The organism is Leucobacter massiliensis, assembly GCF_002982315.1.
Taxonomy (GTDB): domain Bacteria; phylum Actinomycetota; class Actinomycetes; order Actinomycetales; family Microbacteriaceae; genus Leucobacter; species Leucobacter massiliensis.
The window spans coordinates 179685-203314 of record NZ_MWZD01000013.1 but is presented as its reverse complement, the minus strand read 5'-3'; the positions used below and the strand labels follow the sequence as shown (position 1 = coordinate 203314).

Genomic DNA, 23630 nt, shown 5'->3' with positions numbered 1-23630 from the left:
AGATGGCAGACGCACATGGCGACACACGCGCACACGCCCACCGCCGCGGGCGCCGCGACGGCGACCCTGGCAGGCAGACCGGTCTCACGCCTCGCATTCGGCGCCGCGCGGCTCACCGCCGGCGACGGCTGGGGCGCCCCGCGAGATCCCGCAGCCGCCCGGGCGCTGCTGCTCGCGGCCGTCGACGCCGGGTTCGACCTCGTCGACACCGCGGACGCGCTCGGCCCCGGCGTCAGCGAGCAGCTGATCGGCGAGGCGCTGGGCGGGCGCGACGACGTGCTCGTCGCCACCAAGATCGGCATGCTGCGGCCCTCGGTGCGCAGCTGGCGCGTGCTCGGGCACCCCGACTACCTGCGCCAGCAGATCCATCTCAGCCTGGGGCGCCTGCGTCGCGAGCGCATCGAGCTGCTCTATCTGCACCGGATCGACCCCCACTACCCGCTCGCCGATCAGCTCGGCGTGTTGCAGGAGGCGCGGGATCGCGGGGACGTGGGCGCCATCGGCGTCAGCGAACCGAGTGCCGAGCAGCTGGAGCGGGTGCTCGAGCTCGAACCCGGTCTCGAGGCGGTGCAGAGCCTCTACAACCCGGTCGCGCGGCAGAACGCGCCCGTCGCGGCCCGGCTCGGCGAGCTCGGGATCCCCTTCGTGGCATACTGGCCGCTCGTGGGCCGGGGGTTGCGCCCCGAGCACAAGCGGCGGCTCTTCGCCGCATTCGGGGCGATCGGTGCGGGCGCGGGCCTTACGCCGCACCAGCTCTGCCTGGCCTGGATCTTCACCACGCAGCCGCACGCGCTGGCCGTTGCGGGATCGCGCTCGCTCGACCACCTCGTGCAGAACCTTGCGGCGGCGGGCGCCGCACTCGACGCGGCGACCGTGGCCGAGGTCGACGGGGCCGTGCGCGACGTGCTCGGCGACGTCGCCTTCGACCCGCGATTCCCCGAGGAGGACGCATGAACCGCACCCCCACCGATCCGCTCGCGGTCTACACGGCGTGGGGCTCCGCCGCGCGAGACACGGCCCCGGCGACCCCCGGCACGCCCTTCGCGGGAGCCGATGCGGCGCTCGTGGATCGCGTCACGGCCCGCATCGACGCGCTGCGCCCCGAGCTCGAACGGCTCGCGATCGAGCTGCACGACGATCCCGAGATCGGATTCGAGGAGCACCGCAGCGCGGCGCGCATCGCCGAGCTGCTCGGGCGCTACGGCCACGGGGTCGAACTCGGCTCCTTCGGCCTCGCCACCGCGTTCCGCGCGACCGCGGGTCCGGACGCGGGCACGGGTGCGACCGCGGGTGCGGGTGTGACCGCGGGTGCGGACGGGCGCGCCGGATCCGACACCCACACAGCCCCTCACTTTGCGATCGTCGCCGAGTACGACGCCCTGCCCGGCATCGGCCACGCCTGCGGCCACAACATCATCGCGGCCATCGCCGTCGGCGCCTTCCTGGGCCTCGCCCCCGAGGCGGAGCGCCTGGGCGGCCGCCTCAGCATCATCGGCACCCCCGCCGAGGAGGGCGGCGCGGGCAAGGAGCACGTGATCCGCGCGGGAGGCTTCGACGACGTCGACGCGGCCGGCATGGTCCACCCCTCGGTGGGCGACCAGGTCTCGCCGATCTACGGCACGGGCACGAGCGGCGTGCGGCGGATCCGCGTGCGCTATCGCGGCCGCGCCGGACACGCCGCGCTCAGCCCGTATCTCGGACTCAACGCGCTCGACGCGGTGGTCACCGCCTACCAGTCGGTGGCGCAGCTGCGGCAGCACATCCTGCCCGTGGACCGCGTGCACGGCATCATCACCAACGGCGGCGCCGCCGCGAACGTGATCCCCGAGCTCGCCGAGGCTGAGTTTCTGGTGCGCTCCACCGAGATCGAGACGCTGAAGGTGCTCACCGAACGGGTGATCGACATTCTCGAGGCCGCGGCGCTCGCCACCGGCACCCGCGCCGAGATCGACGCGGACTTCGAGCCGCCCTACCTGCCGCTGAAGCAGAACGTCGCGCTGGTGAAGCACTGGGCCAGGCACCTCGAACGGCGCGGCCGCACCGTCCCGCTAACGCCGGCCCGCCCCGCGCAGGGCGGCCCCTCCACCGACATGGGCAATGTGAGCTGGCTGATCCCGAGTATCCACCCTGCCCTGGGCCTGGGCGGCGCCCCCGACGTGCTGCCCCACAACGCCGCCTTCGCGGCGACCACGATCGAGCCGCCCGCCTTCGCGGCGCTCGCCGACGGGGCCGCGGCGCTCGCGGGTCTCGCCGCCGACTACCTCGCCGATCCCGCGCTGCGCGACGCCGCCCGCGAGGAGTTCAAGCAGCGGGGCGGCCGGAGGAGGTGGGAGCAGTGACGACCACGGTTCCTGAGCGGATCCGGCCCGCCGCGCCCGCCCGCCGCCGCGCGATCCCGCGCTGGCTGCGCGTGCTGCTGCGCAGCGTCTTCGACCTGGTGCTCGTGGTCTGGCTCGCCGCCACGCTGGCCTACCTCGCGCTGCGCCTCGTCCCCGGCGACCCGCTCGACGTGCTGCTCTCGGGGGTGCAGGACGCGACGCCCGAGATGCGCGCGGCCATCGCGGCGCAGTACGGCCTCGACCAGCCGGTGATCGTGCAGTATCTCGGCTACCTCGGCGGCGTGCTGCGCGGCGATCTCGGCACCAGCTACCTGCGCGGCGCGCCCGTCACCGAGGTGCTGTTCAGCGAGCTGGCCCCCACCGTCGAGCTGACGGTCGCCGCGATGCTCATGGCCGTGCTCGCCTCGATCGGCATCGCGCTCGCCACGAGCGGCCGGCGCAGGGCGGTGCGCTTCCTGTCGCAGTCCTTCGAGATCGTCGCGGTCTCGGTGCCCTCGTTCTGGCTCGGGATCGTGCTCATGACGGTCTTCTCATTCGGCCTACGCTGGGTGCCGGCCTTCGGCAACGAGACGCCCGCGGCGCTGATCCTGCCCGTGATCACCCTGGCCGTGCCGCTCGTGGGGGTGATCACGCAGATCCTGCGCGAGCGCATGGAGCATCAGCTGCACGAGCCCTTCGTCACCACGATCCGCGCTCGCGGCGTGGGCGAGGCGGGGTTGCGCTCGCGCCACCTGCTGCGCCACGCGAGCGTGCCGGCGCTCACCCTCAGCAGCATCATCTTCGGCTCGCTGCTGACGGGCACCGTGATCATCGAGACCCTCTTCGCGCGGCCGGGTATCGGCCGGGTGATCGTGATGGCCCTGCAGAACCGGGACGTGCCCGTGGTGCTCGGCTTCGTGATCTTCGCCGCGCTGGTCTTCATCGTCATCAACACCGTCGTCGATCTGCTGCTGCCGCTGATCGACCCGCGCCTGAAGGAGCAGCGATGAGCCTCGACGCACTGAACGCCTCGGTGGGTTCGGGATCGCCGTCCCCGGTGCCCCCCGACCGTGCCGGCCGTGCCACCCGCCGTGCCGACCGCACTGGCCGTGCCACCCGCGCCCTGCCGCCCGCCGGCGTGCTGCTCGCGCTCGCGATCTTCGCGCTGCTGGTGCTCGCCGCGATCGCCCCCACCCTCTTCGCCGCGCAGGATCCCATCGCGAGCGACCCCCGCAACTCCTTCGCGTCCCCCAGCCTCGAGCACTGGCTGGGCACCGACCAGCTGGGTCGCGACCTCTTCTCCCGGCTCATCCACGGTGCACGGTACTCGATCCTGCTGGGGCTCGGCGCCACCCTTATCGGCCTCGTCGGGGGCGTGCTGCTGGGGGTGCTCGCGGGGTATGCGCGCGGCGTGTGGGATCGCGCGATCACGCGCTTCCTCGACGTGCTGCTCGCCTTTCCCGATGTGCTCGTTGCGCTCGTGACCATCACCGTGCTCGGCCCGGGGGAGTGGAGCCTGATCTGGGCGGTGGGGCTCGGTCGCATCCCCGGATCGGCGCGCCTGGTGCGCGGCGAGGTGCTGCGCATTCGCGAGTCGGGCTTCGTGCGCTCGGGCGTGGGGCTCGGGCTCGGCCCGGCCCGCCTGATCCTGCGCCACGTCGTGCCCAACAGTCTCGGCCCCGTGCTCGTGAACGCCGTGCTGGGCGTGGGGGTCTGCATCATCTTCGGGGCCTCGCTCAGCTTCCTCGGCCTGGGCGCCGTGCCGCCCACACCCGAATGGGGCCTGATGCTCTCCGAGGCGCGGCAGTACCTCAGCATCGCGCCCTGGACGGCCATCTGGCCCGGCATCTTCATCACGGTCACGGTGATCTCGATCACCGTGGTTGGGCGCTGGCCGCAGCAGCGCTTCATCGCGAAACGGAGCTCGCTATGACCGCCCCACTCGTACAGATCGACGACCTCACAGTGCGCTTCGGCGACACCGTCGCGGTGAGCGGGCTCGGTTTCGAGCTGCGCGCCGGCCGGTGCGTGGCGCTCGTGGGCGAGTCCGGATCGGGCAAGTCGGTGACCGTGCGCAGCCTGCTCGGGCTGGTGGGTCGCGGATCGACGGTGGAGGCTGCCGCGCTGCGGCTGGGCGAGCGCGATCTGCTGACGCTCGGCGAGGACGAGTGGCGCGAGCTGCGCGGATCGCAGATCGGCCTCGTGCTGCAGGACGCGCTCGTCTCGCTCGACCCGCTGGCCCGCGTGGGGGCGCAGGTGGCCGAGCCGCTGCGCGCGCACCGCCTCGCCGGCCGCCGCGAGCGCCGCGATCGCGCCATCGAACTGCTGCGCGGAGCCGGCGTGCCCGAGGCGGAGGTGCGGGCGCGGCAGTTCCCGCACGAGCTCTCGGGCGGGTTGCGCCAGCGTGCGCTCATCGCAAGCGCGGTGGCGGCCGCCCCGCCGGTGCTCATTGCCGACGAGCCGACCACCGCACTCGACGTCACCGTGCAGGCGCAGGTGCTCGAACTGCTCGACGGGCTGCGCGCGCAGGGCACGGGGCTGATCCTCGTCAGCCACGACCTCGCCGTCGTCTCGCAGCTCGCCGACGAGATCCTGGTGCTGCAGCGCGGCCGGGTCGTGGAGCAGGGACCGGCCGAGCGGGTGCTCGGCGCGCCCGAATCGGACTACACCCGCCGGCTACTGGCGGCGATCCCCTCCGAGCGGTCCCGCGGGCGGCGGCTCGCCGCGGGCCCCGCCGCGGCGCCGGCGAACGGGCCGGCAGGCGGTGCGCCCGGCGCCGTCGTCGACGCGACCGTCACCGCGCCCGTCGCCACCGCCACGCCCGCAGCCGCCGGCGCCACTGCCGCGCCCGCAGCCGCCGCAAGCGCGCCCGGGCCGGAGGAGCCGCCCGTGCTCCAGGCGCTCGGCCTGGTGAAGCGCTACCGGCGACCGGGCGGCGGCCGCACGACCGCGCTCGACGGCGTCTCCTTCGCGCTGCGCCGCGGCAGCACCCTCGGCCTCGTCGGCGAGTCGGGCTCGGGCAAGTCGACCGCCGCCGACGTGGTGCTCGGCTACACCGCTCCCGACGCGGGCGAGGTGCTGCTCGACGGGCTGCCATGGTCGGCGGCGCGCGAGCGCGAGCGTCGCCCGCGCCGCTGCCGCATCCAGGCGATTTCGCAGGATCCGCTCGGCTCCTTCGACCCGCGCGTGAGCGTGCAGGCGATCCTCGTCGAGGCGCTCGAAGCCGTGGGCGTGCCGCGCACCGAGCGCCGCGACCGGGCCGTCGAACTGCTGGAGCGGGTGGAGCTCGGACCCGAGCACCTCGGCCGCAACCCGCTCGAACTCTCGGGCGGCCAGCGCCAGCGCGTCGCGATCTCACGCGCGCTGGCGACCGATCCCGAGGTGATCGTGTGCGACGAGGCCGTCTCGGCGCTCGACGTCTCGATCCAGGCGCAGGTGCTCGACCTGCTCGCCGAGTTGCAGCGCGGCACCGGCGTCTCGCTGCTGTTCATCTCGCACGACCTCGGCGTGATCCGGCACATCGCCGATCAGGTCATCGTGATGCGCCGCGGCCGGGTGGTCGAGGCGGGTCGCACCCAGGCCGTGTTCGAGCACCCGCAACACGAATACACCCGGCAGCTGGTCGAAGCGATCCCGAAGCTTCGCTTCTCGGCGCGGTCCACCACGCGAGCGGGGGATCCGGCCGCCGAGCGCACCCGAGCGGTGCCGGGACCGACCCCGCCACAGGCAGGACCGACACCCACCGACCACCCCCTCAACGAAAGCGTTCAGCACTCATGAAACCCAAGAAACTCCTGATCCCCGCCCTCGTTCTCGCCGCGGCCCTCGGGCTGTCGGCCTGCTCGGGCAGCGCGTCGTCGACGAACCCGTCGGGCGAGGCCGGCACCCCCGTCTCGGGCGGCACGCTCACCTACTTCGCGAACACCGAGCCCCCCGTGTGGGACGGGCAGCGGATCCCGAGCCTCAACGCCAACTCCATCAACAGCTCCATCTTCGACACGCTCGTGGCGCAGGATAAGGACGGCAGCTACAAGCCCGACCTGGCGACCGGGTGGGAGATCAGCGACGACGGGCTCACCTACACCTTCACGCTGCGCGAGGGGGTCACCTTCCACGACGGCACGCCGTTCAACGCCGAGGTGCTGAAGCAGAACCTCGACCGGCCGCTGAACGAACCCGATCTCGCAACCGTGTCGACGGGGATCGCCGAGAATGTCGTCGTCGACGACGACACGCTCGAGGTGCACCTCAGCCGCCCCAACGCGGCGTTCATCCACGCCCTCTCCACCCCGCACTGGCCGATCTACTCGGGCAAGGTGCTCTCCGAGCACACCCCGGCCGAGCTCTCCGCCTCGCCTGAGCTCTCGATCGGCACCGGTGCGTTCAAGGTGAAGGAGTACACGAAGGGCTCGCAACTCGTCCTCGAACGCAACGACGACTACGACTGGGCGCCCGAGACCTGGGAGCACGAGGGACCCGCCTACCTCGACGAGGTCGTGATCCAGTTCGTGCCCGAGACGCAGGCCCGCATCGGCGCGCTCACCTCCGGCCAGGCCGACGCGATCGACCAGATCCCGCCGCTCAACATCCCCGAGGTCGAGGGCGCCGGGCTCACCGTGCTCGAGAAAGACAACACCGGCACACCCTACTATCTCGCGCTCAACCCGAACCTCGCCCCCTTCGACGACAAGAATGTGCGCATCGCCTTCCGCGAGGCCATCGACATCGACGGCCTGCTCGAGGGCGTCTACAACGGCGTGCAGAAGAAGGCGTGGAGCACCACGTTGCCCGACACCCCGCCCGTCGGCTCCTTCGATGAGAGCCTGGTCGACAGCTGGGGCTACGATCCGGAGCACGCCGTCAAGCTGCTCGAGCAGGCCGGCTACACCGACGTCGACGACGAGGGATACCGCGTGAAGGACGGGAAGCGGCTCACCCTGCAGTGGGACGTCGACAGCCTCTACGTGCAGACCGATCAGCGGCAGCAGCTGGGCGAGGCCATCGCCTCGTCGCTCAAGGACGTCGGCATCGAGGTGATCCGCACCCCCTACGACACGGCCGCCTACACCGCCGAACTCGCGAAGGGCAAGCACCACATCGCCGACGCCTCGCGCGGCTACGCCGACGTCGGCACCTCCGTGGCTCCGTTCGCGACGATCTCGATCCCCAGTTCGAACGGCGGATCCGGCATCAACTACGGGCTGCTGAGCGACCCCCAGATCGACGCCGCCTACGGCGTCATCTCCACCTCGCAGGATCCCGAGGAGCGGATCGCCGCGGCCTACGAGGTGCAGCATCGCATCCTCGACGAGGGGTACGCCGTGCCGATCTACATTCCCAAGAAGATCGTCGGCACCACGAATGCGGTGCAAGGCTGGAAGTTCGACGCGGTCGGCTACACCGACAGCTTCTACGACGTCTGGCTGCACCAGTGACCCGCGGTTTTTCTCTCTGAAGTCTAGGACCACCACCCACTCCTCCACACTGCTTATCGTCGGCAGCGTCAGATGGGTGTAAGAGACAGGGGCCACCTCGAAAGGAACCTCCCATGCCCCGCATCGACCTCTTCTACTACGGCGACACCTCGCCCGGCCAGTCGCCCGCCGCCCTCTACCGCGATATCGAACAGCAGGTGGTGCTGGGCGATCGCCTCGGCTACCACGGTGTGTGGTTCACCGAGCATCACTTCGGCTCGCGCGGCGAGATCCCCGAGCCCCTCACCCTCATCGCCCGCCTCAGCGGCGTCACCGAGCGGATCAGGCTCGGCGCGGCCGTCGTGTGCGCGCCCTACTACCACCCGATCCGGCTCGCCGAGCAGGCGGCGCTCGTCGACGCGCTCTCGGGTGGACGGCTCGACCTCGGCGTCGGCACCGGCATGACCACCGACGAGCTCGCCGCGGTGTGGGGTTTCGAGCCCGAAGACGCCTCCCGGCGCGCGCGCGAGATCCACGAGATCCTGCGTCAGGCCTTCGATGAGGGCGTGGTCGACTACCGGGGCGAGTTCTACTCCTTCGAGGGCGTGGAGATCTCGCCCCCGCCCGGCCGCCCCGCTCGCGACGTGATCTGGACGGCGGCCGGCCGCAACGCGATCCCGCTCGCGAGCGAGCACGGCTTCCGGCTCATGATCCCGCGCCCGCTGCCCCTCGCCGAGCGGCTGCGCTTCAACGAGGAGTATCGCAGCGCGGTGCCCGGCGGCGAGGTGGTCCACCTGCGCTCGGGCCTCGTGGGTCCCACCCGGGAGATCGCCCGCGAGCGCGCCGTGGAGTTTTTGCGCGAGTATGCCGCGATCTACCTGCGCACCGACTGGCGCGGCGGCCCCGACAGCGCCGACTTCGACGACATCGCCGAGCGGCTCTCCTTCGCCGTGGGCACCGCGAGCGAGGTGGCCGACAAGATCTGGGAGTGGACCGCGCAGTTCGACGGCACCGAAGAGACGGCGATCCAGTTCAGCGGGCCGCACGTGCGGCGCGAGCACGTGCTCGAGTCGATCGAGTTGTTCGCGGCCGAACTGCCCGGCCTGCAGGCCGACGCCCAGCACACCGCTACGCCGTGGATCGACCGCGGCATCGCCGACCGGCCCCTGCCGGACGGACTCACCCCCTACAGCAGCGACATCGGCGATCCCGATGTGAGCCGCGCCGCCGCGGGCCGCGAACCTGCCCGCGCCTAGAACCCACCCCGACCAGGAGACACCCATCATGAACGCACACCCGCTGCATCCGCCCCTCGGCACCCGGAGCCCGCTCGACAGCACCGATATCGGTGAGCGCCTGCGCATCGGCTTCATCACCCACCTCGACCAGCACGCCGATCTGGCAAGCATCTACCGCGAGAACATCCGCCTCGCGCAAGAACTCGAACGGCAGGGCTACGACAGCGTCTGGATCGCGACTCGCCACTTCGGCAGCGGCTGGTCGACGCTGCCCACGCCCTACTCCTTCCTCGGCGCCCTCGCCACGAACACCGAGCGCATCGGTCTCGGCACGGCCGTGCTGCCGCTCATCTTCGACGACGCCGTGCGCGCCGCCGAGGAGCTCGCGGTGATCGATCACCTCTCGGGCCAGCGCCTGCTCGTCGGCCTCGGCAAGGGCGTGCCCAGCGACTCCTACCACGTCTTCGAGGCCTACCACCCCGACCGTGACCGGGCCTTCGAGCAGAAGGTCGACACCCTGCACTGGGCGCTCGAAGGCAGTCGGGTCGAGGGGGGCAGCGCCTCGATCTACCCCGCCGCGCCCGCCCTGGAGGGGAGGCTCTTCCACGGCAGCTCGAATCTCGAGACCATCCGCTACGCCGCGCGCCGCGGCGACGCGTTCATCCTCGAGCGATTCGGCAACGGGCCCGAGCGGCACCCCGACGAGCGCCGGAACTTCCAGCGGCGACAGGCCGACTCGGTGCTCGAGTACCGTCGCATCTTCGCCGAGACCTGGGGCGCCGCGCGCACCCCCTGGGTGGTCACCTCGCGCACTGCCTACCCCGGCGAGACCACCGAGCTGGCGCTCGCCGAGGCCGCGGGTCGCGCCGCGCACTGGAACGCCTATGCGGCGCAGCTCGGCCGCGTCAATCCCGAGCACAGCCCGGCCGATCAGCTGCTCTCGGACAACTTCGTCTGGGGCGATCCGGCGACCCTCGCCGCGGACCTGCTCGACGACCCGACGGTCCCGCTGAGCGACGAGCTGGTGCTCGGCATCCACCCGACCCTGCACACCATCGACGAGACCGTCGAGAAGGCGCGGATCCTGATCGACGAGGTCGTGCCCCTGCTGCGCGAGGGGTGGGCGCGGCGCCGGGCCGAGCTGCTGGCCGGGGTGGCCGGGCTCGGCGCCGAGAGGGTGCTCTCGTGAACGCGGCGGTTGCGGGCACTCAAGACCCCTTCGCCGCGAGCTGGCACGACTGGCAGCGGCAGCGTCTCGCCGCCGCGACCGAGCCCCACGGGCCCGCCGCCCTCACCCTCACCGCCTGGCTGAGCGAGGAGCCGCGCGAGCTGCCCGCCCTTCCGGGCACCTGGCGAGCGGCCGGAACGAGCATCGTGGGATCGGGCTTCGCCCCCGGCGAGATCACGCTGCCGGGCGGCGAAGCCGTGACGGGCGAAGCGGTGCTGGACGACGGCGTCACCGAGCTGCGCGCGGGGGAGCGGGCGCTGCGCCGCTTCGAGCGCGACGGTTCCCTGGCGCTGCGGATCTTCGATCCCGCGTCACCCGGACGTCTCGGGTTGCGCGCGATCGAAGCCTACGACCCCGAGCCGCGGTGGCGGCTCGGGGCACGCTTCGAACCGGGAGAGCAGCGTCGGGAGATCGAGCTCGCCGACGGGTACCGCCGGACCGCGGCGACCTCGGGATCGCTCGCCTTCGAGCTCGACGGCGAACCGTTGCGTCTCACCGGAACCGTCGGTCCCGCCGGCATTTCGGTGGTCTTCGGCGACGCCACCAACGGGGTCGAGAGCTACGGATTCCGGTTCCTCACGGTGCCGCTGCCGGATGACGAGGGCCGCACCGTGGTCGACTTCACCCGTGCCTATCTGCCTCCCTGCGCGTTCAGCGACCAGTTCGTCTGCCCGCTGCCGGTCGCAGAAAACCGCCTCGCGGTGCCGATCCGCGCCGGTGAGCGCGTCGTGCTCCGTTGAGCGCGCCGTGCTCCGGTAACCGCGTCGAAGCGAGGGTGGCGCTCCGGCGAGGCGAGTTCCGTCGCCCCAGTACACCTCAGGAAAGCGAGCAGCGATGACCATCTCAGACCTCACCCACACCTCCGACCGCGGGCAACGCGAGGCGGTCGCCTTCGACGCGCGGCACTACCGCGACGTCGTGGGCGCCTTCCCCTCCGGGGTCACCGTCATCACCACCCAGGGGGTGGCGGGCCCGGTGGGCTTCACCTGCCAGTCGTTCTACAGTGTCTCCATCGATCCGCCGCTCGTCTCCTTCTCCGTCGCCCGCACCTCCCGCAGCCTTCCCGCGGTGCGCGCCCACGGCAGCGCGGTCGTCAACTTCCTGGGCGCTGGGCAGCGCCACCTCAGCGCCCAGTTCGCCAGATCCGGCACCGACAAGTGGCAGGGAGTCGCCTGGAACCCCGAGGGGACGACCGGCGCCCCGATCCTCGACGGGGTGACCGGGTGGGTGGGTGGCGCCGTCGAGCGAGAGATCGAGGCCGGCGACCACATCATCTTCCTGCTGCGCGTCACGGCGCTGCAGGCCGAACCCGGTATCGAGCCCCTCGTGTTCCATCGCGGCAGCTACCGCGACCTCGAATACGAGATCTGACGAGGAAGGCGCCGCCCACGGGGCTGTCCGGATGCGTCCTCTGAGCGTTCCGGATTTCAGCGCCGCGATGTCCGGCGCTTCAGTCGCCGGGGGTGATGAGGCCGTGCTCGTAGGCGAGGATGACGAGCTGGGCGCGGTCGTGGGCGCCGAGTTTGGTCATGATGCGGTTGACGTGGGTCTTCGCGGTGTGGCGTGAGATGTAGAGGGCGTCTGCGATGTCCTGGTTGGATCGGCCGCGGGCGACGAGGAGGAAGACTTCGCGCTCGCGCTCGGTGAGCTCGGAGAGCGCGGGCAGCTCGCGGTGGTCGAGGCGGGGGCCGTCTCTGAGCACGTAGCGGGCGATGAGGCCGCGGGTGGCGGCGGGGGAGAGGAGGGCGTCCCCTGCGTGCACGGCCCGCACCGCGCGCACGATGTCCTCGGGCTCCGCGCCCTTGCCGATGAAGCCGCTCGCGCCCGCGCGCAGCGCGGAGACCACGTACTCGTCCTCCTCGAAGGTGGTGAGGATCAGGACGCGCGTGCTCGCGAGTTCGGGATCGTCGCAGATCTGCCGGGTGGCTGCGATGCCGTCGAGCTCGGGCATGCGGATGTCCATGAGCACGACGTCCGGGCGCAGGCGGGCGGCCTCGGCGACGGCGTCGCGGCCGTCCGCGGCCTCGCCGACCACGGTGAGATCGTCGTGGACGGCGAGGATGCCTGTGACGGCCTGGCGGATCAGGACCTGGTCGTCGGCGATGAGCACGGTGGTCACGGCGCCGCCTCCGGTAGCGGCGCGGTGGTGCCGGCGGCGGCCGTCTCGGCGGACGCCGCGCCGGTGAGGGGCAGCTTGACGGAGAGCCGGAATGCTCCGTCCGCGAGGCCCGCTTCGACGCTGCCGCCCAGCGCGGTCACGCGCTCGCGGATCCCGAGCAGGCCGAGGCCGGACGCGGGCTCGTCGCCCGCCGGGGGCGGGGCCTGGGTGGCCGCCGCGGTCTGGGCCGCCTCGATCTGGGCCGCCGCCGGGCCCACAGGGTTGCGGCACTCGATCCGCAGCGCGTCCTCGCCGATGTCGATATTCAACTCAGCGCGGCGCTCCGTTCCGTGCTTGAGAGCGTTGGTGAGCGCCTCCTGCGCGACGCGGTAGGCGGTGCGGCCCGCGGCCCCGCTCACCCGTCCGGGGTCGCCGCCCAGGCGGAAGGCGAGGTCGAGGCCGGCTTCGCGCATTCCCGCCACGAGGGCGCCGAGCCGGTCGAGCCCGGGCTGCGGGGCGTCCGCGTCGGCGTGCGTGGCCTCCGTGCGGAGGTAGCGCAACAGCTCGCCGATCTCGGCGATGCCCCCGCGTGCCGCCTCGCGGATCACGGCGAGGGCGTCGCGGGCGCGCTCGGGCTGCGAGGCGACGAGCCCGTCGGCCAGACCCGCGTTGAGGTTGATGACGGCGAGCTGGTGGGCGACGGTGTCGTGGAGTTCGCGGGCGATCCGCAGCCGCTCCTCGGTGACGCGGCGGCTGGCCTCAGCCTCCCGGGTCTGCTCGGCGCGCTCGGCCCGCTCGGTGACGGCGGCGATGAAGGCGTGCCGGGATCGCGTGCTGTCCCCGAGCGCTGCGGCGATCGCGACCGCGGCGGCGACCTGGAGGGCGCGGGGCGAGAACGAGTCCCATCCGGTCAGTGCGAGGCTCAGGAGCAGCACGCACCCGGCTGCGATGGCCGTGGCGATGAACGCGGTGCGGCGCGCAGCGCGGTTCGCGAGCGTGAACGCAGCGATCGTCAGCGCGATCCCCGGGCCGATCGAGGGCAACTCGCCGAGCTCCGTGCCGACGAAGCACGCGAAGGCCGTCGCGAACACGGTCAGCGGGTGGCGGCGGCGCAGGAACATGAGCCCCGCGGCGAGGAACAACAGCAGCAGGCCGAGTGTCTGCCGGAGCGCGAACGCCTCCGCCGGGGGCGCGGGGGGAGGGCCGCCGGGGTCGGCCCCGTCGAATCGCCCAAACGGGCCGAAAGGCCCGAGACCCGGCCCTCCGCCGAAGCCGATGCCGAGCACCCCCGCCAGGACGCTGCCGCCCAGCACCACCACGAGAGCGGCGGTGAGATCCATCGCCCACCCCGGCCAGCGGGCATGCGCAGCCCCGGCGTGCGGCGTTCCGTCCGCGCCCGGGTCTCGCGTCTCGCTCATGACTCCCAGTCTGCCCAGATCCGGCATCGCGCGCGTCACCCGCGCGCGGCAGTTCCCGATACCGCGGTCGCGGTACCCAGGTGTACCCGGCGGGGTGACGCGCCGGGGTCGCCGGACCGGAAGACTCGATCCTGTCGCCCGGACGGATGCGCATCCGCCCGGGCCGCCACGTCACCGGCCACCGTTCGCCGGTTCGATCCCGCTATCGGAAGGAATCGCATGTACTGGACCATGCTGCGGCGCGAGCTGCTGGGCCGCAAACGGCAGACCGTCATCGTCGCGGTCGGCCTCGCGGTTGCGATCGCGCTGGTGATCGTCGTCTCCGCGCTCTCGACCGGGGTGCGGCAGGCGCAGACCGAGGCCCTGCAGGGCGTGTACGGGGTGGGCACCGACCTCACCGTGACCGGGACCCCGGCACAGCCCGAAGACGGGGGCGGCCCCCGCTTCGACTTCGGCAGCGGGGACGGCACCACCGGGGACGACGGCACCCGGACCCTCGCCACCTCCCGGCTGATGACCGACCCGCGCCAGGGCACCCTCGCCGCCGACACCGTGACCACGGTCGCCGCGCTGGACGGCGTTGAGGCCGCGACCGGCGCACTGAGCCTCACCAACACCACCTTCACGGGGCAACTGCCCGACACCTCGCAGCTCCAGGCTCCAGGTCAGGGCGGCCAGGGCGGCCCGCCCGCGGGCGGACCCGATGGCGCGGGAGGGAGTTCCTTCGGCGTGGACAGCTTCACCGTGCTCGGCGTCGATCCCGCCGCCTCCGATGTCGGCCCGCTCTCGGCCACCACCGTCACCGACGGCCGCGCGCTCGACGCATCGGACGCGGGCCAGCTGGTCGCGGTGGTCGACTCCCGCTACGCCGAGAGCGCCGAGCTCGCCGTCGGCGACACGCTCTCGGTCGGCGGCAGCGACACTGAGATCGTCGGCATCGTCTCATCCACGAGCGACGAGGCGGAGACCGCCGCGAACGTCTACCTGCCGATCGACACCGCCCGCACCCTCGCCGGAGCCGACGACGTCGTGTCGACCGTGTACGTGAGCGCCTCCTCGGCCGCCGGGATCGACGCCGTGCAGCAGGAGATCGAGGACGCCCTCCCGGATGCGACCGTCAGTTCGCAGGCGGACCTCGCCGCGCAGGTCTCGGGATCGCTCAGCAGCGCCTCCTCGCTCATCACGAACCTCGGCCTGTGGCTGTCGATCATCGTGCTCGCCGTCGCCCTCGCGATCGCGATGCTGCTCACCAGCTCCGGGGTGGCGCGCCGCACCCGCGAGTTCGGCACGCTCAAGGCCATCGGCTGGTCCAACGGCCGCGTCGTCGGCCAGCTCGCCGGCGAATCCGGCGTGCAAGCCCTCCTCGGCGGGGTGGCCGGCCTGATCCTCGGCCTCGGCGCCGTCGCGATCGTCAACCTCATCGGCCCCACCATCGGGGGCGGCACACCAGCCGCCGCGGGCGGCGGAGCCGGGGGAGCCCCGACCGGGGCCGGCGGACCGGGCGGTATCGAGGGGGGACCGGGCGGTATCGGCGGTGCAGCCGGCCGCCTCGGCACCACCGTCTCGGAGATCACCCTGCACGCCCCGGTCACCCTGTGGGTCGTCGCCCTCGCCCTCGCGCTCGCCCTGCTCGGCGGACTCCTGGCCGGCGGCTTCGGCGCCTGGCGCGCCGCACGGCTCAGCCCCGCCGAAGCCCTCCGCTCCGTCGCATGACCCCCGCACCGGCAGATCCCGACCCCGATCACGGTTCCGCTCAGGATCCCGAACGAAACGAGACGAACATGACCACCACCGCACCCCGCAGCCTCGACGCCGCGAACGGCGAAGCCGCCGGTCCCGGCTCCAGCGGAGCCGCCGAGCACGCGGACGGCGCGCCGATCCCCGCGACCGAGCTGCCCGGTCCCGTCGCCGCTCCCGCACCGGAAGGCACTCCGGCAGACGCACCGCCCGATCCGCCGCTCTACGTGCTGCAGGGCGTCACCAAGCAGTACCGCGCCCGCGGCGGCACCATCACCCCGCTCACCGGCGTCGATCTCACCGTCGCACCCGGCGAGTTCCTCACCATCCAGGGTCCCACCGGGGGCGGGAAATCCACGCTACTGCAACTGCTCGGCGCCCTCGACCGCCCCACCAGCGGCACCATCGCCCTGAACGACACCCAACTCGGCACCGCGAGCGCCGCGGAGCTGACGAGGATCCGCGCCACCCAGCTCGGCTTCGTCTTCCAGGCCTTCAACCTGATCCACACCCTCACCGCCGCGGAGAACGTGAACGTCGCCCTCGAAGCCCGCGGCGCCCTCGGTCCCGCGCACGCCGCTCCCGGCGGCAAGCGGGAAATCCGCGCGGAGCTCGTGCGGGAGGCCCTCGCCAAGGTCGGCCTCGCCGACCGCGCGGATCACCGCCCCGGCGAGCTCTCCGGCGGCCAGCAGCAGCGCGTCGCCATCGCGCGCGCCATCGTCACCGGTCCCCGCGTGCTCCTCGCCGACGAGCCCACCGGCAACCTCGACGAGGCCATGCGCGACGAGATCCTCACTCTTCTCGAAGGGCTGAACCGTGAGGGCCTCACCATCATCGCCGTCACCCACGACACCGCCGTCGCCAGGCGCGCCGACCGGCGGCTCCGCCTCGAGAACGGCACCCTCCACGAGCTCTGAGCGGCGAGTCGTGGGCGCGGTGCGCAGCTCGCCGCGGAGCACTCGCCGTTGCTCGCATGCGGGTCGGAAGCGATCCGTCGTTCCTTCCGGCCCCCACTGCACGGACCAGTCGCCGCCACTTCGCGGTGCACGTCCTCCTGACAGGTGACATCGGCGCGCACCGCGACGACGGAGCCCTCCGGAACCTCGTCATCGATCCGCTGCTGGATCCCGGGCTCGCACCCACCAACGTCTTCGCGGCGGGCTGCAACGCGGATCGCCTCGCCGCCCTCGCCGCGCGCGGCCTCCGCGCCGGCGCCGCGCTCACGGGCGCGGGACTCGGAGCGGGCACCGAACCCGGCCGCGGCGCGGAGACCGTGATCGACCGGCACGTCTTCGGCAACTCGATCCGCTCCCTCCAGATCGCCTGAGCCCCGGACGGGCTGACGGCCGGGACGAGGCTCACCGGGGGCGGAAGGCGTCGGCGCGGTGCGCGAGCCTGATGACAAGCAGCACGCCGCGCTCGTGGTCGAGGGAGAACAGCACGCGGTAGTCCCCACGGCGCGCGGAGCGCAGTCCGTTCAGTTCGTCGCGGAGGGGCTTGCTCATGCGCTCAGGGTTCTGCGGCAGTGTCGCCGTGGTGAACTCCACGACCGCGGCGGCAATCCGCGGGGGCAGGCGATCCAGGCTCCGCAGCGCCGCGGGGGAGAACTGGACCTCCCAGCTCATCGCGGCGGCAACCCGAAGCGTGCCCGCACCTCGGCAACCCCGAGCGTGGTTCCCTCAGTGCCGGATCGGAGGGCCTCGGCGACATCCTCGTGCGTGCCCGGCTGCGAGAGCCAGAAGATGGTCTCCTGAAGGGATTCGAGGTCGTCCTCGCTGATGAGCACGGCCGCGCCCCGCCCGTGCCGGGTGATGCGGATCCGCTCGTGCTCCGTCTCGACCTCATCGACGTAGCTGGACAGCCTGTCCTTCGCCTCGCTCAGCGACACCGTCTTCATGCTCACCACTCTAGCCAGAACTCCGGCCAATCACGGCTCCGCACCGCGCGTCTCCGGGTCGCGGCGCCCCTCAGCCGCCGATCGCAGAGAGGGCGGCGGCGAGGGCGAAGCCGAGCACGGTGGCGATGCCCGCGAGATCCTTGGCGCGCCCCTGGGCCTCGGGGATCATCGAGTCGACCAGCATCACGAGCAGCGCGCCCGCGGCGAAGCCGTTGAGGCCGGAGCGCACGCCCACCGATGCGGCGCCGGAGAGCGCCCAGCCCGCGACCGTCGCCCCGGCGCACAGCGCCGCCACGGCGGCCCACAGGCCGAGCACCGCGGGACGCTTCACCCCGCCGTCGAGCAGTTCGGCCGACGATCCGATGGACTCCGGCAGATTCGAGACGAAGATCGCGACGACGAGCGCGATGCTCACCCCCTCGCCTTCCGCGAGCCCGAAGCCGAGGACCAGCTGCTCCGGGATGCCGTCGAGCAGCGCCCCGAGCGCGAGCGGCACCCCCGCCGCCGCAGCCTATACCGAAAAAAGCTACTAACAGAGGAGCAGAAGGATTTTTTTTTTCAATGGGAAAGCCGGCAAACGAGACCAGCCCCGGTCTGGTGGGCTCGGAGATGTTTAAAGAAGCCCCCCCCCTCCCGCCCCGGCCGCGACGCGCCGCTCCACGAGCCGGTCGGCGGTGAAGTAGACCGTCGCACCCAGCGCCACCCCGAGCGCGAGCGGCACCGGCCCGCCCTGCTCGAAGCCCTCCTCCCACAGTTCGAAGGCGATGCTCGCGATCAGTGCGCCCGCCCCGAAGCCGAGCACCACCCCGAGCACCCGATCCGGCCACCGGCGCACCCCGGCCAGGAGCGCGCCGATGACCAGCGGCACCGAGCCCACCGCGCCCCACAGCACGCTCACGAGCACGAGGGGACCCTGCGGTCGATTCCGTCTTCCATATCGAGTTCGCCTCCTGAGATGGGACGGGGATCGGTTGGCGGAGAGTGACGGCACGCGACGCGTGCCCAGGGTTTGCATAGGCTCCGCCGGTCCCAGTATATGAATCGCCGGGGATTCGGACTTGGCTGTAGTGAGTGAACCGTGCGCGAATCCTCTGTGCAGTGCAGGCGGCGCGGGGCGGGAGCGGGACGTCGAGGGGCGATCGGGGAGGGACGACACCCTTCGCGTCGGCGGCGTCGCGCACACCGACCGCGACGCCGCCGCACGGCGCCCGCTCCGCTCGACCGCGCGGACCCGCATCCCGGGGCAGTCAGCGGCTCCGAGCCTCCCGGCCCGCGCATGGGAGGCGCACAGGGGCGCTGCCCGGGGCCGGATTCCTGCCGATTGGGGAAAAACACAGCTCTCGTGCGCCGGGGAATCTGCGTTTTTCCCCGCTCGGCCGCTCTCCGGCAGTGCTCGCCGGAGATGCAGGCCGCGGCTGGCGGAGCAGAGCGCGTCATAAGTTGTCGCGACAAGCAATCCGGCGGCATCTTGGTGTGCGGTATGCGCATCGTATGGGCGCGGATCCCCCGCCCCGCTGCGGAGTTGCGCGGAGCCGAGGGACCGATCCGGCGGTCTGCGCAACCGCTCTCACCCCTAAGGAGTCACTCATGCTCATCGCATTCTGGATCGTCGGCGGCCTGCTCGCACTCGCCTTTCTCGCCGCCGGGCTGATGAAGATCGCCCGTCCCAAGGAGGCCCTCGCCGCTTCGGGCATGGCCTGGGCGGCCGATTTCAGCAGCACGTCGGTCAAGTGGATCGGGATCGCGGAGGTGCTGGGCGCGCTCGGGATCGTGCTGCCGCCCCTCACCGGGATCGCGCCGGTGCTCAGCCCCATCGCGGCGATCGCACTCGCCGTGCTCATGGTCGGCGCCATCGTCGTGCACGCGCGGCGCAAGGAGCCCTTCGCGCCCGCGCTCGTGCTGGCGATCGTCTCGATCGTCGTGGCGATCCTCGGCTTCGTCGCCGTCGCCTGACGCCGCGGCTCTCCGCGCCCCCGCGCCGGAACCCGAACGCGACTGCCGGTCCGGCGGGCGCAGCGGATCACGGCGGCGAAGGTGCCTCAGTAGTCCTCGATGCCGGCCATGCTCTCGTAGCGCTCGCCCACCGGGGGCTCGATCGCATTCAGGCGGGCGAGCTGCTCGGGGGAGAGGACGAGCGCGTCGGCGGCGACGTTCTCCTCCAGGCGGGAGACGCGCTTGGTGCCCGGGATGGGGGCGATGTGCTCCCCGCGGGAGAGGATCCAGGCCAGCGACACCTGCGCCGCGGTCGCCTCGGCCTCGCGGGCGACCGCCTCGACCACCTCCACGATCCGCAGATTCGCCTCCAGCGCGCCCGGCACGAAACGCGGGTTCGTGGCGCGGAAGTCGCCGGCAAGCTGCTCCGTAGAGCGGATCGCCCCCGTGAGGAAGCCTCGGCCCAGCGGCGAATAGGGCACGAAGCCGATCCCGAGCGCGGACAGCGTGGGCAGCAGCGCTCGCTCGGGATCCCGGCTCCACAGGGAGTACTCGCTCTGCACGGCGGTGACCGGGTGCACGGCGTGGGCGCGGCGGATCGTCCCGATCCCCGCTTCCGACAGCCCGTAGCCGCGGATCTTGCCCTCCCGCACGAGTTCGGCGAGCGCTCCCGCGGTGTCCTCGACGGGCACCTGCGGGTCCATACGGTGCTGGTAGTAGATGTCGATGCGGTCGGTGCCGAGACGGCGCAGCGAGCCCTCGACGGCGAGCCGCACGTTCTCGGGGGAGCCGTCGATCGCGTACCAGGAGCGATGATCCCCGCCCGGGCGCGCGTCCGCCCCGCCCGCCGCCTCGCCGCGGTGGCTGAGCGTGCCGAACTTGGTGGCGAGCACCACCCGGTCGCGATCCGCCCCGAGCGCCTTGCCGACAAGTTCCTCGTTGATGTAGGGGCCGTACATCTCGGCGGTGTCGATGAGGGTGACGCCGAGGTCGAGTGCGCGACGGATCGTGCGGATCGATTCGGCGTCGTCGCTCGCGGCGCCCGCGTAGAAGGCGGACATGCCCATGGCGCCGAGGCCGATGCGGGAGACGTCGATGCCACCGAGGGTGGTGTGCTGCATGGTGGTGACCCCTTCCGTGGCCGGGAGATGCCGAGAAGCGGGATCGGCGTGTGCGCGTCGTCCGGCCGAGCCGACGTGTTTCGCCGCCGAGGCTACTCCTGCTCCGCGGGAAGCGCGAGCGCTTCCGGGCTCACTTCGCCGAGATTCTCAGCCCGGGCACCGGCCGCACGGTACCTCGCACCAGGGCGGGATCACCGGGCGCCCCCGCGTAGCGGGAGTCCGCCCGCTGCGAGCACGCAGCCGAGCAGCACGACCGGCACGCCGAGCAGCAGGCTCGGGGTGAGGGGTTCCGCGAGGACGAGCGCGCCGAGCCCGATCGCGACGAGCGGGTTGACATAGGTGAAGAGCGTCGCGCGGGCGGGACCGACCTCGGCGATGAGGGCGAAGAACACGATGAAGGCCGCGGCCGTGCACAGCACCGTGAGCAGCACGATCGACGCCCCGCTCGCCGCGGTCGGCGGCCGCTGCGGGGTGAGCAGCGCGAAGGGGGCGTAGGCGAGGCCGACGACCGCGAGCGCGAGGGTGATCGAGCCGAGCGGCGGCACCCCGTCGAGCTTGTGGGCGACGATGAAGGGACCGGTGGCGTAGAGGATCGCGACCAGCAGCACCTCGCCGATCGCCAGCAGCTCCGCGTGCGCGGCGCCACCGCCGCCGAGGGCGACGATCGCGACCCCCGCGAAGCCGAGCAGCAGCCCCGCGGCGCGCAGCGGCCGCAGCGCCTCGCGCTGGCCGCGCAGCACCGCGATGATCGCCGCGAACAGCGGCACGGTCGCGACGAGCAGCCCGGTGAGGCCGGAGGAGATCGTCTGCTCGGCGTGCGCGAGCAGCACGAAGGGACCCGCCATCTCGACCGCCGCGAGGGCGAGCACCCACGGCCAGCGCCGCAGGGCCGGGAGCAGCGCCCCCCGGCGCAGTGCGAAGGGGAGCAGCAGCAGGGCCGCGCCGCCCGTGCGGATCGCGACGACCGCGGGCGGCGAGAAGGTCTCGACGGCGGCGCTGATGAACAGGTAGGGCAGCCCCCACAGCACCGACATGATCGCGAGCAGCACCCAGCCGCGCGCGGTGAACGGGGACGATGTCACACGATGATCTTCGCACGCGGAGCCCGCTCGTGGAGTCGAATGCTGGAGCAGGTGAGCCGCTCGGACCACTTCTGGGTCTTGCTCAGCGCGGAGGACGAAGCGGTCCGCGTGCGTTTCAGACGGGGTTCTGAGAAGCTGGGCGCATGAAGCGAGTGCGGACCGTGGTGAGCAGCTACCCGCTCGTGCTCGCCTCCCTGCTGGTGGGAGCAGCCGGGCTGGTCCTCCTCGCAGCATCCGCGCCCGTCCTCGCCTCCTGGCTCGTGGGCCTCTACGCGCTCGGCGTCGCCGCGTGGGAGGCGATCGGGATGATCCGGGAACTGCTCAGGGGACGCGGAGGGCTCGACGTGCTCGCCGTCACCGCGATCGTAGCGGCCGTGCTCGTGGGGGAGCCGTGGGCCGCGCTCGTGGTGGTGTTGATGCTCACCGGTGGTGCGGCACTGGAGGACTACGCCGAGCACCGTTCGAAGCGGGAACTCACGGCTCTGCTGCACCGGGCGCCGCAGCTCGCGACCCGCCTCGCGGGCACGGCGGTCGCGGGGCGGAGCGCGGCGGGCGACCCGCGCGCGGATCCCGCCGCCGGGGCGGGGACGGAGGGCACGGGGTCCCCGGCCGAGCCGATGACGGAGGACGTGCCGGTCGAGGCGGTGCGGGTCGGTGATCCGCTGCTGGTGCGCCCGGGCGCGCTCGTCCCCGTGGACGCGGTGCTCGTCTCGGAGCGGGCCGTGTTCGACGAGTCCTCCCTCACGGGCGAGAGCCTGCCCGTCGAGCGCGCGGTGGGGGAGCGGGTGCCGAGCGGCGCGGTCAACGGAGCGTCGGCGGTCACCGTGCGGGCGACGGCCGTCGCCGCAGACAGCGAGTTCCAGCAGATCGTCCGCCTCGTCGAGCAGGCGGCGGGTAGCCGGGCCCGGGTGGTGCGGCTCGCCGACCGCTACGCGCTGCCGTTCACGGTGCTCGCGCTCGCGATCGCCGGGATCGCGTGGGCGGTCAGCGGTGAGGCGGTGCGCTTCGCGGAGGTGCTCGTCGTCGCGACCCCGTGCCCGCTGCTCATCGCCGCCCCGGTCGCCTTCCTCGGCGGCATGAGCCGTGCCGCGCGCTTCGGGCTCATCGTGAAGGGCGGCGGCACGCTCGAACAACTCTCCCGGGTGCGCTCGGCCGCCTTCGACAAGACGGGCACGCTCACGAGCGGCCGCCCGTCGCTCGAACGGATCCTGCCCGCGTCCGGCTTCGCCGAGGCCGAGGTGCTGCGGCTCGCGGCCTCAGCCGAGGTGTACTCCTCGCACGCTCTGGCCGGCTCCGTGGTCGCGGCCGCCCGCGAGCTCGGCTATCGTCTGCAGGAGGTGACGCAGGCGGCCGAGCAGGCCACGAACGGCGTCACGGCGACGCTCGCGGATGGGCGGACGGTGCGCGTCGGCAAGCCCTCCTGGCTGCGCGGTTTCGCACCCGGGCTGGATCCCGTCGCTCTGCGCCCGGGGGAACTCGCCATTTACGTCGCGGTCGACGAGAGTCCCGCCGGGGCGATCGTGATGCGCGACCGGGTGCGCGAGGAGGCGGTATCTTCGCTCGACGAGCTGCGCCGGCTCGGGATCGAGCGCACCGTCATGGTGACCGGCGACGTGGCCGCAACCGCCGAGCCGATCGCCGCGGGCCTCGGCATCGCCGAAGTGCATGCCGAGTGCCGCCCGGCCGACAAGGTGCGGATCGTGAGCGGGATCCAGCCGCGCCCCCTCATCATGGTCGGCGACGGCCTGAACGATGCCCCCGTGCTCGCCGCCGCCGACATCGGCTTCGCGATGGGCGCCCGCGGGGCGACGGCCGCGAGCGAGTCCGCCGACATCGTGAACCGCTTCGACAGCCTCGCCGGCCTGCCACGCGCGGTCCGGATCGGCCGTGACACCGTGCGGATCGCACTGCAGAGCATCTGGCTCGGGATCCTCATCAGCGTCGTGCTCATGCTGATCGCCGCCTTCGGCTTCCTCCCCGCGCTGCTGGGCGCCTGGCTGCAGGAGCTCGTCGACCTCATCGCGATCCTCGGCGCTCTCCGCGCCGTCGGCCCCCGGTCCGAGCGCCGCCAGCGGGAGGGGCGCTGACGCCGCGGCGCGGGTTCCGTCGCTGGAGAGGAGAGAGCCGCCCAGTCCCGCATCCGAATG

At 72.6% G+C, this 23630-nt stretch carries 23 protein-coding genes; 15 read left to right on the top strand and 8 right to left on the bottom strand.

All coding sequences use genetic code 11. The features are described from left to right. The first annotated feature begins 15 nt into the window (after positions 1-15). From B4915_RS03140 to B4915_RS03095, 10 genes are all read left to right on the top strand, one after another. On the top strand, positions 16-954 hold the full coding sequence (locus B4915_RS03140; protein ID WP_105804378.1) for an aldo/keto reductase: 939 nt from the start codon (positions 16-18) through the stop codon (positions 952-954). After that, positions 951-2339: an amidohydrolase gene (locus tag B4915_RS03135; protein WP_105804377.1), complete on the top strand. Its 1389-nt coding sequence runs from the start codon at positions 951-953 to the stop codon at positions 2337-2339. Before B4915_RS03140 ends, B4915_RS03135 begins: the two co-directional genes overlap by 4 nt. Then, positions 2336-3328 carry an ABC transporter permease gene (locus tag B4915_RS03130; RefSeq protein WP_105804376.1) on the top strand — a complete coding sequence of 331 codons (993 nt, stop codon included), beginning with the start codon at positions 2336-2338 and terminating at the stop codon, positions 3326-3328. Before B4915_RS03135 ends, B4915_RS03130 begins: the two co-directional genes overlap by 4 nt. Next, positions 3325-4251 carry an ABC transporter permease gene (locus B4915_RS03125; protein ID WP_245907319.1) on the top strand — a complete coding sequence of 309 codons (927 nt, stop codon included), beginning with the start codon at positions 3325-3327 and terminating at the stop codon, positions 4249-4251. Before B4915_RS03130 ends, B4915_RS03125 begins: the two co-directional genes overlap by 4 nt. Next, positions 4248-6098, top strand: coding sequence for a dipeptide ABC transporter ATP-binding protein (locus tag B4915_RS03120; protein ID WP_105804375.1), 1851 nt, complete (start codon positions 4248-4250; stop codon positions 6096-6098). The genes B4915_RS03125 and B4915_RS03120 overlap by 4 nt, the downstream gene beginning before the upstream one ends. Then, on the top strand, positions 6095-7753 hold the full coding sequence (locus B4915_RS03115) for an ABC transporter substrate-binding protein (RefSeq protein ID WP_105804374.1): 1659 nt from the start codon (positions 6095-6097) through the stop codon (positions 7751-7753). Before B4915_RS03120 ends, B4915_RS03115 begins: the two co-directional genes overlap by 4 nt. A gap of 113 nt (positions 7754-7866) precedes the next feature. Next, positions 7867-8988, top strand: a complete 1122-nt coding sequence (locus tag B4915_RS03110; RefSeq protein WP_105804373.1) for an LLM class flavin-dependent oxidoreductase — start codon at positions 7867-7869, stop codon at positions 8986-8988. Positions 8989-9016: 28 nt separating this feature from the next. Further along, on the top strand, positions 9017-10159 hold the full coding sequence (locus B4915_RS03105) for an LLM class flavin-dependent oxidoreductase (RefSeq protein WP_105804372.1): 1143 nt from the start codon (positions 9017-9019) through the stop codon (positions 10157-10159). Then, positions 10156-10938, top strand: a complete 783-nt coding sequence (locus tag B4915_RS03100) for a DUF1684 domain-containing protein (protein WP_105804371.1) — start codon at positions 10156-10158, stop codon at positions 10936-10938. Before B4915_RS03105 ends, B4915_RS03100 begins: the two co-directional genes overlap by 4 nt. Positions 10939-11032: 94 nt before the next feature. Beyond that, positions 11033-11569 (top strand): flavin reductase family protein, encoded by a 537-nt coding sequence (locus tag B4915_RS03095; RefSeq protein ID WP_105804370.1) that lies wholly within the window; start codon positions 11033-11035, stop codon positions 11567-11569. A gap of 79 nt (positions 11570-11648) precedes the next feature. On the opposite strand, the gene B4915_RS03090 is transcribed toward B4915_RS03095, so the two are convergent. Continuing rightward, a complete protein-coding gene (locus B4915_RS03090; RefSeq protein ID WP_105804369.1) occupies positions 11649-12317 on the bottom strand; it encodes a response regulator in 669 nt (222 codons plus the stop codon). Next, entirely contained in the window at positions 12314-13714 is a 1401-nt protein-coding gene (locus B4915_RS15010; protein ID WP_105804368.1) for a sensor histidine kinase, read from the bottom strand. The genes B4915_RS03090 and B4915_RS15010 overlap by 4 nt, the downstream gene beginning before the upstream one ends. A 219-nt stretch (positions 13715-13933) precedes the next feature. Here B4915_RS15010 and B4915_RS03080 point away from each other — a divergent pair, with 219 nt between their 5' ends. From B4915_RS03080 to B4915_RS03070, 3 genes are all read left to right on the top strand, one after another. After that, positions 13934-15427: an ABC transporter permease gene (locus tag B4915_RS03080; protein WP_105804367.1), complete on the top strand. Its 1494-nt coding sequence runs from the start codon at positions 13934-13936 to the stop codon at positions 15425-15427. Further along, positions 15424-16368, top strand: coding sequence for an ABC transporter ATP-binding protein (locus B4915_RS03075; RefSeq protein ID WP_342747274.1), 945 nt, complete (start codon positions 15424-15426; stop codon positions 16366-16368). Before B4915_RS03080 ends, B4915_RS03075 begins: the two co-directional genes overlap by 4 nt. A gap of 125 nt (positions 16369-16493) precedes the next feature. Continuing rightward, positions 16494-16778, top strand: a complete 285-nt coding sequence (locus B4915_RS03070; RefSeq protein WP_146120015.1) for a hypothetical protein — start codon at positions 16494-16496, stop codon at positions 16776-16778. A gap of 31 nt (positions 16779-16809) precedes the next feature. On the opposite strand, the gene B4915_RS03065 is transcribed toward B4915_RS03070, so the two are convergent. The 4 genes from B4915_RS03065 to B4915_RS03050 all read right to left on the bottom strand — a co-directional run bounded on the left by B4915_RS03065 (position 16810) and on the right by B4915_RS03050 (position 18246). Next, positions 16810-17076, bottom strand: a complete 267-nt coding sequence (locus B4915_RS03065) for a type II toxin-antitoxin system RelE family toxin (protein WP_105804364.1) — start codon at positions 17074-17076, stop codon at positions 16810-16812. Then, the gene (locus B4915_RS03060) at positions 17073-17348 is read right to left on the bottom strand and encodes a type II toxin-antitoxin system Phd/YefM family antitoxin (protein WP_105804589.1); all 276 of its coding nucleotides are present in this window, start codon (positions 17346-17348) and stop codon (positions 17073-17075) included. The genes B4915_RS03065 and B4915_RS03060 overlap by 4 nt, the downstream gene beginning before the upstream one ends. A gap of 70 nt (positions 17349-17418) precedes the next feature. Continuing rightward, positions 17419-17844, bottom strand: coding sequence for a ZIP family metal transporter (locus B4915_RS03055; RefSeq protein ID WP_181158437.1), 426 nt, complete (start codon positions 17842-17844; stop codon positions 17419-17421). 117 nt (positions 17845-17961) lie between these two features. Beyond that, positions 17962-18246, bottom strand: coding sequence for a ZIP family metal transporter (locus tag B4915_RS03050; RefSeq protein WP_146120014.1), 285 nt, complete (start codon positions 18244-18246; stop codon positions 17962-17964). Between the two features lie 689 nt (positions 18247-18935). On the opposite strand from B4915_RS03050, the gene B4915_RS03045 reads away from it, so the two are divergent. Beyond that, positions 18936-19301, top strand: coding sequence for a DoxX family protein (locus B4915_RS03045; RefSeq protein WP_105804362.1), 366 nt, complete (start codon positions 18936-18938; stop codon positions 19299-19301). 86 nt (positions 19302-19387) lie between these two features. Here B4915_RS03045 and B4915_RS03040 read toward each other — a convergent pair whose 3' ends face one another. Both B4915_RS03040 and B4915_RS03035 read right to left on the bottom strand, forming a co-directional pair. Next, positions 19388-20401, bottom strand: a complete 1014-nt coding sequence (locus B4915_RS03040; RefSeq protein ID WP_105804361.1) for an aldo/keto reductase — start codon at positions 20399-20401, stop codon at positions 19388-19390. A gap of 191 nt (positions 20402-20592) precedes the next feature. Continuing rightward, positions 20593-21483 (bottom strand): DMT family transporter, encoded by an 891-nt coding sequence (locus B4915_RS03035; RefSeq protein WP_245907317.1) that lies wholly within the window; start codon positions 21481-21483, stop codon positions 20593-20595. A gap of 143 nt (positions 21484-21626) precedes the next feature. On the opposite strand from B4915_RS03035, the gene B4915_RS03030 reads away from it, so the two are divergent. Then, positions 21627-23570, top strand: a complete 1944-nt coding sequence (locus tag B4915_RS03030; RefSeq protein ID WP_105804360.1) for a heavy metal translocating P-type ATPase — start codon at positions 21627-21629, stop codon at positions 23568-23570. Positions 23571-23630 lie beyond the last annotated feature (60 nt).